12 protein-coding genes and 1 tRNA gene are annotated in these 11,743 nt (G+C 63.0%); 2 read left to right on the plus strand and 11 right to left on the minus strand.

The features are described 5' to 3' along the window. Positions 1 to 574: 574 nt before the first annotated feature. Positions 575 to 1,303: a hypothetical protein gene (locus J2753_RS10465; protein ID WP_209491998.1), complete on the minus strand. Its 729-nt coding sequence runs from the start codon at positions 1,301 to 1,303 to the stop codon at positions 575 to 577. 665 nt (positions 1,304 to 1,968) lie between these two features. On the opposite strand from J2753_RS10465, the gene J2753_RS10470 reads away from it, so the two are divergent. Further along, a tRNA-Leu gene (locus J2753_RS10470) sits at positions 1,969 to 2,052 on the plus strand. 307 nt (positions 2,053 to 2,359) lie between these two features. On the opposite strand, the gene J2753_RS10475 is transcribed toward J2753_RS10470, so the two are convergent. From J2753_RS10475 to J2753_RS10500, 6 genes are all read right to left on the minus strand, one after another. After that, positions 2,360 to 3,007 carry a HemK2/MTQ2 family protein methyltransferase gene (locus J2753_RS10475; RefSeq protein WP_209491999.1) on the minus strand — a complete coding sequence of 216 codons (648 nt, stop codon included), beginning with the start codon at positions 3,005 to 3,007 and terminating at the stop codon, positions 2,360 to 2,362. Beyond that, entirely contained in the window at positions 3,004 to 4,263 is a 1,260-nt protein-coding gene (locus tag J2753_RS10480; protein ID WP_209492000.1) for a mechanosensitive ion channel family protein, read from the minus strand. Before J2753_RS10480 ends, J2753_RS10475 begins: the two co-directional genes overlap by 4 nt. After that, the gene (locus J2753_RS10485; protein WP_209492001.1) at positions 4,263 to 5,126 is read right to left on the minus strand and encodes a 16S ribosomal RNA methyltransferase A; all 864 of its coding nucleotides are present in this window, start codon (positions 5,124 to 5,126) and stop codon (positions 4,263 to 4,265) included. The genes J2753_RS10480 and J2753_RS10485 overlap by 1 nt, the downstream gene beginning before the upstream one ends. Positions 5,127 to 5,213: 87 nt before the next feature. Next, positions 5,214 to 5,843 carry a DUF655 domain-containing protein gene (locus tag J2753_RS10490; protein ID WP_209492002.1) on the minus strand — a complete coding sequence of 210 codons (630 nt, stop codon included), beginning with the start codon at positions 5,841 to 5,843 and terminating at the stop codon, positions 5,214 to 5,216. A 62-nt stretch (positions 5,844 to 5,905) separates the two neighbouring features. Next, positions 5,906 to 6,262 carry an RNA polymerase Rpb4 family protein gene (locus tag J2753_RS10495; RefSeq protein WP_209492003.1) on the minus strand — a complete coding sequence of 119 codons (357 nt, stop codon included), beginning with the start codon at positions 6,260 to 6,262 and terminating at the stop codon, positions 5,906 to 5,908. Further along, the gene (locus J2753_RS10500; protein WP_209492004.1) at positions 6,262 to 6,555 is read right to left on the minus strand and encodes a 50S ribosomal protein L21e; all 294 of its coding nucleotides are present in this window, start codon (positions 6,553 to 6,555) and stop codon (positions 6,262 to 6,264) included. Before J2753_RS10500 ends, J2753_RS10495 begins: the two co-directional genes overlap by 1 nt. Before the next feature lie 147 nt (positions 6,556 to 6,702). Here J2753_RS10500 and J2753_RS10505 point away from each other — a divergent pair, with 147 nt between their 5' ends. Next, on the plus strand, positions 6,703 to 7,881 hold the full coding sequence (locus J2753_RS10505; RefSeq protein ID WP_209492005.1) for a cystathionine gamma-synthase: 1,179 nt from the start codon (positions 6,703 to 6,705) through the stop codon (positions 7,879 to 7,881). A 229-nt stretch (positions 7,882 to 8,110) separates the two neighbouring features. Here J2753_RS10505 and J2753_RS10510 read toward each other — a convergent pair whose 3' ends face one another. From J2753_RS10510 to J2753_RS10525, 4 genes are all read right to left on the minus strand, one after another. Then, positions 8,111 to 8,710 (minus strand): hypothetical protein, encoded by a 600-nt coding sequence (locus tag J2753_RS10510; protein ID WP_209492006.1) that lies wholly within the window; start codon positions 8,708 to 8,710, stop codon positions 8,111 to 8,113. A gap of 439 nt (positions 8,711 to 9,149) precedes the next feature. Continuing rightward, positions 9,150 to 9,626, minus strand: coding sequence for a GNAT family N-acetyltransferase (locus J2753_RS10515; protein ID WP_209492007.1), 477 nt, complete (start codon positions 9,624 to 9,626; stop codon positions 9,150 to 9,152). Positions 9,627 to 9,812: 186 nt separating this feature from the next. Further along, the gene (locus J2753_RS10520) at positions 9,813 to 10,247 is read right to left on the minus strand and encodes a DUF2391 family protein (RefSeq protein ID WP_209492008.1); all 435 of its coding nucleotides are present in this window, start codon (positions 10,245 to 10,247) and stop codon (positions 9,813 to 9,815) included. 180 nt (positions 10,248 to 10,427) lie between these two features. Next, positions 10,428 to 11,645 carry a KaiC domain-containing protein gene (locus J2753_RS10525; protein WP_209492009.1) on the minus strand — a complete coding sequence of 406 codons (1,218 nt, stop codon included), beginning with the start codon at positions 11,643 to 11,645 and terminating at the stop codon, positions 10,428 to 10,430. Positions 11,646 to 11,743 lie beyond the last annotated feature (98 nt).

Raw genomic sequence — 11,743 nt, forward strand, 5'->3', positions numbered from 1 at the left:
AGCACGCCGGTCTTGACAGAAACCGGGAGATGTCACAACGGCGTATTACTTTGTTCCTCTATACTTACCGAAGACTGAGAGAACAACGTAGCCGTCGCCGGCTCGATGAAGTGAATCCTCGGAGTGTTCCCACTCACCGAAACCGCCGAAATTCATGAGGTACACTATCCAGGACCTGCCCGAATGGATGCTTTCAGTCCCGATATATAGACGGCGCTCAAGCCATCAGTTTGCTTGCTGTTCATCTTCTCGATGATTGATCGGGGATTCATCACGGGACGACTGGACTACGTAAGAGGCCTGATACTCCCTCAGGGGAACAATGCATTGAGTGGGAGAGGAGTCCAACTCCCTCAATGAAGAGTTTCGTCCAGCTAAAGAACGGCGGTCCGCTTCGCTCCCCGCCCAAGTTCTCTCCCCCCTCAATGAACTGGAACATTGGCGTTCCAACCCACTCAATGTATTGAATCTCAAGAAGTGGAACAGCGTGTATATCTATTCAGGTAGATGCCTTCATGTCCCGACACCCTCAATCATAATAATACAAAGTATCTTATAAACCGGGGGGTTTAACTCAACCATCGTCAACCCATGCGGGGAGTTCGGTGCGAACTTTCTCCAGGCACGAGCGAATCTCTCCCTCTGAGAAGTCGAGACTCTCGGCACACCGCTCTACGGCTTGATGCCTATCGACCAAGTCGTCCTCCACTTGCTGTACTTCGAATCGTGCTTTGGGTGAGTTGTACCGCTCAATCTTCTCCCCGGATTCTGTCCCGGGGTAGTACATCCAGCGGTTATCTGACTGTCCAGCGTTGTACACAAGCGCACCAACACAGAACGCACCGAGATACTGCTTCATCGTAGTCTTGGAGTCATCCGACTCAGTGCCGCGATACGTACGCATGTCCATCGGTTTGAACAGCCTCAATGTCAACAACCATTCATAGTCTGAAAGCCCCATCTGTGCGGTCAGGGATTCGCAGAAGTACCAGTCATCTTGATCGTGAAGTTGTGTCTGGTCAACTCGGCCCTGTCTGGTATGGGTTCCTCGATTGTAGAGTTCAAGCCGCTCGTATTTCTTGATTTGTTTCCAGCTGGCTTTACTTTGATATTCATCCTCATGGACGCCGATATACGTCGCGTTGTTTAGGGCCGGGGCTGAACTGTTACCTGCCAGACGTTCATCAGCGAACTCATCAGAACGAGCGTAGGGCGACGCAGATGAATTATCCCCCTCAACGTCGCCCGACAATTCGCGGTTTGTAGGGATACCGCTCGTAGTTGTGAATGATTTCGTCGTCATTGTTAGGTTGGCCGCAGAAGTCTCTCGACGTACTCCCCTCCTCAATGCGGAGAACCCGCAAAGTGGAACTCAATAGTTGCGACTCGTCGGTTGAGAGTCCCGCGAGAATTTGCCTTCTATAAAGGTTCGCAGGGTGCAAAAAGATACCGGAATAATTGCGTGACAGCGTTGGGGTTGTGCGATTCTTGAAAGAAGTCTTGGGTAGTCAAACCCCCGGAGTTGCCCCCGGAGATGAGTCCAAGAACGTGGTGCTACTCCATTCCGAACTCCTGTGGCGAGGGTTTGGATTCCTCTCTGGTAGACGAACCTCTGATGCTTGACCTCCCTCTATAGTGGGTTCCATAGTGGCTTTTTAAGCAAAATCACACTCCATCCGGGTTGAAGTCCCGGTTTATTCCGACCGATTCCGTCTCATCCGAGATTTTGCACCATCAACATCAGCCGACGTATTCAGTTTTTGTCTGATTTCTTACTATGTTGTGGGCTACTTTCTATCCCCGTCTCTCGATTCCCAAAACTGACAGATGAAGTCGCAAAACGGGAAGTGGATAGTGTCCGACACCTCGCAAGCTTTTTGTTAGCCAAGGCGGAAAACGTAATCACGAAGACCGAGGGAGGGGAAACCGGTGCCTTAAACCTCTACGAAGGCTTCTGCCTGAGTGCGTGCGAGGGTAGCCAAGCTCGGAAACGGCGGCGGACTCAAGATCCGCTCCTGTAGAGGTCCAAGGGTTCAAATCCCTTCCCTCGCATCGCCGGGGCAACCACCCCGAGATGCAGGAAGACGCTCTCGGAGCGCTCTTCCCTCGCAAAATTCGGTACTACTCCCGAACAGCGGCGGCGATAGCCAAGAGCGGCGGCGGACGCGAGATCCGCTCCTGTAGCGTCCACACGAGCGAAGCGAGTGTGGGCACGGAAGTCGGTCCGTGAGTGGAACGAACGGACCGTCTTCCGGTGGTCCAAGGGTTCAAATCCCTTCCCTCGCATCGCCGGGGCAACCACCCCGAGATGCAGGAAGACGCTCTCGGAGCGCTCTTCCCTCGCAAAACCTTCTGAAGCCTACTCGATCTGTCCAGCCGACGGCTTCCCACAGAGCATGAACCGCGTCAGCCGCAGGATCGACAGCGTCTCGAACGGGTAGGACTCCTGTCGAACCTCCTCGGGGACGAAGCCGGCGTCGCGAGCCAACTCCTCAACCTCCTCGTAGCCCGCCAGCGAGGAGACCAGCAGCAGCGCCTGCCCGCCCGGGGCGAGCACTCTGCCGAGGTCCTCGAGGAACGGCTCGATCAGCTCCCGGCCGCTCTCGCCGCCCGAGAGCGCCTGCTCCATCCAGTCGTCCCACTCGTTCTCGGGGTCCGTCGGGAGGTACGGCGGGTTGAACAGCACCGTCTCGAAGCTCCCGTCGGCGAACGCGTCGAACAGGTTCGTCCGCACCGCCTCGATGCCGCGCTCCCGGGCCTGCTGGCAGGCGTGGGGGTTCACGTCCGCGGCGATCATCTCCGAAACGTGCGGAGCGGTCTGCTCGGCGACCCAGCCCGAGCCGGTGCCCACCTCCAACGTTCGCCCGCGGGCGAACTCCTCGGCAGCGTCGGCGAGCAGCCCGGAGTCCTCCGCCGGCTGATAGACGTTTGTCTCCTCGCCACGGCGCTCGGCCAGCCCCGCGGCCGACGATCCCTCGTCGGCGTCGCTCGGGTCGGAGTCAGTCATTCCTCGCCCTCCGTGTCGTCAGTGTCCGTCGTGTCCTCAGCCTCGACGGCGTCCTCGCGTTCGACGCGGTCATCGTCGATTTCCGCGTCTTCGCCATCGTCGCCGTCGGACTCCGCATCGTCGGCGCCGTCGGCGTCGTCGTCGCCGTCAGTCACCTCACTCGCCCGCACGCCCGAAACCGCGAGGCCGCCCGCTTCGGGCCGCCCGGAGAGTTCCCGCTGTGGGAACGGGATCTTGATCCCCTCCGCAGCGAACGCGTCCTTCACCGCCGAGATGACCTCCGTCCGGGCCTTCCACATCTTCCGGGCGCTGGGGTTGTCGATGTAGTAGCGGAGCTTCAACACGACGCTGGAGCCGCCGAACTCCGAGAGCACGACGTTTGGGTCCGGACGCTCCATCGGCGTCTCCGTCTCGTCCATCGCCGCCGCGGCGATTTCCATCGCGTGCTCCACATCGGTCTCGTAGTCGACGCCTACGTCGGTCTCGAGGCGCAGACGCCCCTTCCGGGATCGGTTCCGGATCTCAGTGTCCGTGACGATGTCGTTGGGGATCATCACGTACTCGTCGTCGAACGTCCGAAGCTGGGTGTTGAACACGCTGATGTCGGTGACGATCCCCTCCTCGTCGCCGACCACGACCCAGTCGCCCAGATCGAACGGGCGGGAGAACAGCACCACGAACCCCGCCAGCACCGCGCCGAGCGTCTGCCGGGCCGCGAGGCCGAACACGACCGTCGCGGCGCCGGCCCCGAGCAGCAGGTCGCCGGGTTCGACGTTCCAGATGCCCAGCACCACGAGGATCCCCAGCCCGAAGATGAACAGCTGGACGACGTGGTGGGCGACCTCCTGTTGGTGGTTGGTGATCGCCCCGCGCTCCTTCGAAAGCCGCCGGATACTGTTCTTGGAAATTCTGGTCACCGTGTAGGCGGCCGCGAAGACGGCGACGCTTAGCACGACCGCGACCACGTCGACCCTGCTCGGGTCGATCTGGTCGAACCCGCGTTCGATCAGCCAGCCGGCCCGCCAGACCGAGATCAGGAACAGCGAGGTCGCCGCCGCGAACAGCGCGATGAAGCCCGCCTGCAGCGACTCGGCGACGGCATCGTCGACGTACTCTTTCAGCCGCGGCCCGACCGAGCGCACGGCAACCACGACGATTGCGAGCAGGACGAGCGCGGCAACCGTGACCAGGATCTGCGCTTCGGTGGAGACGACGGTCCGCCAGATCGCGTTGCGGATCTCCTGGTAGCCGGGCATCACTCACCCCCGACGCCGGGATCGACTCGGATCGCCAGTCGGGCCAGCGCTGCGAACTCCGCGGGCGTGACGTTGCCGGCCCGCTTGCTCATCAGCGACTCGTCGGCCGCCGCGACGACGGCGTCGGGGTCCTCCAGTCCGGAGATGTGGCCCGTGTTGCGCACCGCGTTGCGCATCGTCTTCCGGCGCTGGGTGAACAGCGCCTTCACGAACCGCAGGAAGAACGCCTCGTCGGAAACTTCGTACTCGGGGTCGCGAGGGGTACAGCGCACAACGGCACTCTCGACGCGTGGCTGCGGGTCGAACGCCTCCGCAGGCACGTGCTCGACCAGTTCCACGTCGGCGTAATGCCGGGCCGACACCGAGAGCCGGCCGTAGTCGTCGTCGCCGGCCTCGGCGACCATCCGCTCGGCGAACTCACGCTGGAACATCAACACGAGCGGGCGCTTCCGCGGGAGCAGGTCGAACGCGATCTCCGAGGAGGCGCCGTAGGGGAGGTTCGACACCGAGGCGGTGAACGCCGGGAGGTCGACCTCCAGCGCGTCGCCGGCGATCACGGTCAGGTCGCCGGCCTCGATCTCGTCGGCGAACTCCTTGCGCAGGAACGAGACGAGATCTGGGTCGCGTTCGACGACGCTCACATGGCCGTCCTCGGGAACCGCATCGAGCAGGCGGTCGGTGAGCGCGCCGGTTCCGCCACCGATCTCCAGCAGATGCGAGCGGTCGGCCCCCTCGGGGAGGTAGTTCGGGATGCGGTCGAGCACCCGGTCGTCGACGAGGAAGTGTTGGTCGAACTCCGGGTTCCCCCGCTTGGCTCGGCGGATGAGGCCGTCGGGGTCCCGCGACTCGTCGGGAGCAGTCATTACCCGCTCTATCGCCCCGCCGGCGTTAAAAGCCCCGTTCCGGCGTTTCGGGCCGTCGACATTAGGCCGCGTGGGCCCGCGGTCCCGTCAGTTCTCGGCGACGAACGCGCGGTACTTCACGTCCTCGGTGAGCTCTTCCACGATGCGGTCGACGACGGTGCCTTTCGCGTCGTGGAGGCCGTCGATGCGCTCCTCCAGGTCGTCGAAGCTCTCGAAGGGGCCCTGGCGCTTGCGGCTCTCGAGGATGTCGTCCCGGAGCGTATCGCCGATGCCGGGCAGGACGTTGAGTTGGTGGAGCCGCAGGGTCAGCGGCTGGGCCTCGTTGAAGTAGTCGAGGAACGGCTGGGGGTGGCGCTCGACGATCTCCTCGGTCACGTACTCGAGTTCCTGTTCGGCGCCCCGCGAGAGGTCCTCGTGGTCGATCTCGCGGTAGCGCTGGATCAGGTCCCGGTCGGCGTCGGGCACGACGACGACGCGGTCGCCGATGCTCACGTCGGCGCCCTCCGCCAGCGTGAGTTCGAACAGGTCGAACTCCGCCTCGCCGACGGCGTAGGCGATCTCGGGTTTCTGGTGCTGGGGCCGGTCGTCGTCGGGGCGCCCGTAAGGCAGGTGGTCGAGCACGACTGCGCGTTCGACCGACTCCTCGTCGTCGGAGGAGCGTGGCTCCTCCCCGTCGGCGTCGCTCGCGGCAGCGTCGGACTCGTGGGCGTCGCTCATGGCCCGCGTACGTCACGCCCACGGATAAACTGTCGGCCGGTGTGAGAAGTCGTCGTCCGGCCTCAGGCGTACTCGGCGACGACGTTGAGGATCGCGTCGAGTTCGTCGCCGGACAGCGAGTAGCGCTCCTGTGCGTACACCGTCCGGAGTTCGTCCCGGTCGCGGGGCAGTAGGTCCGCGATCTTGTGGGCGGTCGGCTCGTCGACCTTCTCGAGTTCCTCGAGGCGGCCGACCAGTTCCCGGGACTCCTTGGCGTCGAGCAGCGCGAAGCGGTTCACGTGCTCGATGGCGCGCGCGAGCTCGTAGCGGAGCTCCCGATCCTCCTCGGCGGCGCGCTTCTCCTCGACTTCCTGGAGTTCCGCTTTGACCTCGGAGGCGGTGAGGTACTCCTCATCGAGCTTCTCTTTGAAGATCGTCATTACTCCTCCTGCGCGCGGAGATGGGCGGCGCCGGCGATCAGGACCTTCTCCTTGCCGCCGTCGGTGATCTGGACCTTGAACGCGTCGCCCTGCTGGCCGACGACTTCGCCGGTGTGACCGCTGAAGCGCGCGTGGAAGCGGCCGCCCTCGACGGACGGGTCGAGCACGAGGTGGACCTTCTGGCCCTCGTCGTACTCCGCGATGGCGCGCTGGGGCGGCGAGGTGCCGCGTTCTCGGGGGTGGTTCGACATCTTGTTCCGAGTTCCGGTGTTGGGCCCGTTGGAGCTAGGCATGGTCTTGTCGTCGCTTATTCGCGGTCGGCGTATAAACGATGCGTTCTCGGGCCGTCGTGAGCGGCCGCCACGCGCGCGACGACCGAGACACCCCGCCAGCCGCGCCGGAAGCGCAACAATCAGGCCCCCACCGCCCCCAGCAGGGGTATGAGCGACGACAGCGACGACGCCACCGAGGAGCGCATCGAGACCCGCGCCATCCACGCCGGCCAGGAGCCCGACGAGGGGACCGGCGCTCTGATGACGCCCATCTACGCCAACTCCACGTACAAACAGGACGCCCCGGGCGACCACCGCGGCTACGAGTACTCCCGGACGGGCAACCCCACCCGCACGGACCTCGAGGAGAACCTCGCCGCCCTCGAAGGCGGCGAGTTCGGCCGCTGTTTCTCCTCCGGAATGGGATCGATCAACACCGTCCTGAACCTCCTCGAGTCCGGCGATCACGTCGTCGCCGGCGACGACGTGTACGGCGGCACCCACCGCATCTTCACGCAGGTGTACGAGGACTACGACCTCGAGTTCGACTTCGTCGACACCACCGACCACGACGCCGTGCGCGACGCGATGCAGGAGAACACGGAACTCCTCTGGGTCGAGACGCCGACCAACCCCCTGCTCAACGTCAACGACATCGACGCGCTGACCGACATCGCCGACGAGTACGGCGCGCTCTCGGCGGTCGACAACACGTTCGCGACGCCGATGATCCAGCGACCCCTCGAGCACGGCGCCGACATCGTGAGCCACTCGCTGACGAAGTATCTCGGCGGCCACTCCGACGTGGTCGGCGGCGCGCTGATCACCGACGACGCCAAACTCGACGACCGTATCGCGTTCTACCAGAACTCCGTGGGCGCGACGCCGTCGCCCTTTGACTGCTTCCTCGTGCTCCGCGGGACGAAGACCCTACCCGTCCGGATGGACCGCCACTGCGAGAACGCCAGCAAACTGGCCCACTGGCTGCAGGACCACGACGCCGTGGACCGCGTCTACTACCCCGGCCTCGAGAACCACCCGGACCACGACCTCGCGAGCGAGCAGATGGACGACTTCGGCGGGATGCTCAGCTTCGAACTCGACGGCACGCTGGAGCAGGCCCGAACGGTCGCTGCCGAGACCGAGGTGTTCACCCTCGCCGAGTCGCTCGGCGGCGTCGAGAGCCTGATCGAACAGCCGGCGACGATGACCCACGCCGCGATTCCGAAGGCAGAGCGCGAGGCGGCGGGGCTGAAAGACGGCCTGATCCGGGTCAGCGTCGGTGTCGAACACGTCGACGACCTGAAGCACGATCTGGAGACGGCGTTCGAGGCAGCGCTGAACTAACCGCAAACGAGCGAAACGAGTAGGTCAATCGATGGTCGAGCCTTCGCGAGAGCCCGTCGGGACCCACAGCAAAAGGCCGGCGCTGTCGACCGCTCCCGATAGGTTCGGAGGCGGTCGGTAAGTACAGGACACCTATCTGAGATATGTTTCACCCCCTTCGCTGTCTAACTAATAGATGTTTAACAAGGCCGCCACTTTCTCACGCCACTAGTTCGGAGAATATTTGGAATTACAGCAGTTCAATCGTGAACCCCCACGTAAAGGATTCTGTCTCAACTTTGGAGGGGTCTTTAGGTGTCGGGCCGTTCCCCGCGAGAACGACAGCGGTTTCCCACGTATAGCTGCCCGGTGTAAGATACCCCATTGTATTGCTGTTGTCGAGCAAATAGTACTGCTCCGAAATAGTATCGTTTGCATTGAAGTCCCCAAGCGTGCAGACCCCCAGCGGAATTTGATCCGGATTTACCTCCGTGTCAACTTGCCATCGTTTTTCGTTATCTTCTGAGATCTCTACTTGATTCGGATGGCAGAGCCAGAGTGATGCATCGAGGCTCGCTTGTTCGCTTTTGACGAATGGAGCGCAGTTGGATATCCGTCTGTCTGTCCCAATATTCGTGTACGACACCTTCAACTGAACAGGTGAATCCTCGGAGTACCTGCTGTTCGTCATCTCCAGTTCACAATCAATATTGTATTCGCTCGGTGCAGTCTGTTCGTTCTTGACTTTGGCCTCCGACGCCGGGTCAGACAGCGCTGCACACCCACTCAAAGAGGCGAGTGTTGTGGTGCTTCCTACAGTAATCGTTCTCAAGTAACTCCGGCGGTTCATAATCCGATATTATACTGGATTCTTATATACCTTCTACACTTACAGAACTTTTATGTTTGTGTGTAGTTATTCGGACAAATGGTGGGGATAGCGCTGCGATTGTCACAATAACATCATACGGTGAGAAGACCAATAGAACGGCCGACTGTGGTAGCGGACGAACTATTGCAAGGAATATTAAAGGTATGCAGAGTGATCGTTATATTGATTACGGGATAGAGTTCGGACAGTAATAGCCGTACGGGAATGTCTTTGGAAGGGCATATTAAATCCGGTCCACGAATGGCTTACAGGGGGTGTGGGAGCTATAGGTCCCAATAGTGATATAATAGTTAATAGTCTACCCCAGTTTTTCCATGTTGCTCATCTTTCGGGCACCGTGACATCTCCAACCCCACTTACCGGTTGTTTCACCACAGGGATCTGCTCAAGTCGTGCGTTAGCGCCGAACGAACTCCGACAGTTTCTCCGAGAGCGACCGGTCCTGCCCGAGTTTGAGGTAGTAGGCGTCGCCGCCGTCCTCGTAGTAGCCGTCGATACGGCGGATCGTCTCGAAGCCGAGGTGGCGGTAGAACCCCAGCGCGTCCTCGTTGGTCGCGCGGGCGTGACAGCTCACCGACTCGTGGTCCCGGGCCACGTCGGCGACCAGTCGCTCGCCGAACCCCTCGCCGCGGTACTCCGGCGCGACGGCCAGAAAGAGAATGTAGCCGTCACGCCGGGTGGAGACGAAGCCCGCGAGGTCGTCGTCGACGAACAGGAGCCGGCAGTCCGCGCGGCGGTAGGCGTCCCTGAAGAAACTGCGCCGCTGTTTCAGGATGGCTTCCTCCCGCCGGATCTGCTCTTTGCGTTCCCACGCCCGGGCCTCGTGGGTCGCGTCGCCGCGAGGGTCCCGGCGTGTCTCGACCGTCGCGCTCACTGTTGGCGATAGGTAGTCGTGATGGGGATTTAACTCCGTCGTCGGTGGCCAGTTCGCGGAGTTGCATGGGCGGCGTCGGCGACGGAGCGCGCGACGGACGAGCGCCGTTGCTGGTCGACACACGTCGACGGCATCGAGTTCCCTGCAGCGACCCGACGGTCGCTGCCGGTCACGCGCCGTCGACGGTTAGAACACGCTGTCAGCGGTCGCGGCCCCAACAACCGCGAAGACGGCGCCGATGCTCACCGCCTTCGCGGTCCGAAACATTCCGGCCTCGAACGTCTCCGGCGCGGCGAAACTGAGTGCGAGCAGCAACACCGACCCGAAGGAGACGAACATCAGCGTCACGAACCGGTAGGGGATGCCGGCCACCTCGGTCTCGTCGTCGGTGTCGCGGCCGCTGTCGGCGCGGTAGAGCGCTCCCCAGCCGATGGCGAACACCATCGCGACCACGACGGCCCACTGGAACGCGCTCATGTGGCCCGCGAGCACCCAGACCTCCTCGGTGACGACGAACGGGCCCGCGAGCAGGAACCCCCCGACCAACTGCTGGGCCACGTCGGCCGGCCGGAACTCGCGGTTGAACAGCCGTTGGAGTATTCCGCGGGCGAAACTGGCCATACGCAACCGTCGCCGGGAGCGTTCTTTACTCCGGCGGGTGCGGGACGGCGACGACGACGACCCCGCCGTTCACATGGCCGCGGTTGGCCGTCACCGCGGCCGAGTTTCGCACTCCCGCGGTTGGCCGTCACCGCGGCCGAGTTTCGCACTCCCGCGGTTGGCCGTCACCGCGGGAGAGCTTCAGAAGATGTTCGCCTGCCGGTACACCGAGATCCCTTCGTTGGTGATCTCGTACGGTTTGGTCTCGCGGGAGTGGTTCGCGTCCCGGATCTTCTGAATCTCGACGGCCAGTCTGGTCTCCCGGAAGTCCGACGGCCGGACGTACTGGAGGATGAACACCGCGTCCACGAGGTACTCGATGATCCCGTACCGCGAGGTGTAAGCGTCGTCGCTGCTGGCCTCGGAGGTGAGCATCGTCGTCACCCCGGCGCGCTTGAGCGAGCGCGCGAAGTCGAACACCTCCGAGCGGCGCTCGGCCGGGTGGTCGTACATCATCTCCAGCAGCGAGACCGAGTCGAGCACCAGTCGGTCGGCGTCGAACGCCTCGACCAGCCGCGAGATGTCGCTCCGGATCGACGCCAGCGAGTTCGCCATCTCGATGGGGTCCATCGCGACGATGGCCAGCCGTCCCTCGTCGCGCCACTCCCGGAACGGCCAGCCCTTCTCCTCGGCCGTCGAGAGGATCGCCTCCCGGGACTCCTCCAGCGTGATGTAGATCGCTCGCTCGTCGTTCTCGAGGCTCTCGGTCAGGAACTGGAGCCCGACCGTGGTTTTCCCGGTCCCGGCGGCGCCGATGGACACCATCAGCGAGCGTTCGGGAACTCCGCCGAGGATCATCTCGTCGAGACCCTCGATCCCGACGTTGACCCGGTCGATGTCGGAGTCGAGTTCGGCCTCGTCGAACGACTCGGCCTCGTCGCCGAACCCCTCCTCGCCACCGAATCCTTCGTCCCCGCCAAAGCCGCCGCCGAACCCACCCTGGTCGCCGCCTGTCTCACGACCGCCGGCGCGGCCGCCGAATCCGTCCTGCTCGCCGCCGAAGCCATCTCCCTCACCGAACGAGTTCTGCCCCTCCGCCGCTTCACCGCGGGATCCGCCGAACGGGTCGCTCTGGTCGCCCCCACCGCGGGACCCACCGAACGGGTCCGCCTGCTCCTCACCCGGCCCCCCGGCACCGCCGAAGGGGTCTGCCTCCTCTTCGTCACCGAATCCACCGAACGAATCAGTCGGCGTCTCCTCGGACTCGGCAGTCTCGCTTTCCGCTTCCGCGGTCTGCTCCGGCTCTTCGCCAGCCTCCTCCTCGGCGTCCGCAGCCGCGCTCGGAGAACCGCTCTCGCCTTCGCTTTCGCCCTCGCGCATCGCTTGCTCGAACCAGTCTTCCTCCTCCTCGTCACTCATCTCGACCTCACCTCCGCGATGCGCACAGTCATTACGCGATTGTCGGCGCCCCCGCAAATGAAGCTTGTCCGTCCAGGGGCGGATCCGCGCGCTTTTGC

Origin of the sequence: Halolamina salifodinae, from assembly GCF_017874235.1 — an archaeon.
Classification (GTDB): domain Archaea; phylum Halobacteriota; class Halobacteria; order Halobacteriales; family Haloferacaceae; genus Halolamina; species Halolamina salifodinae.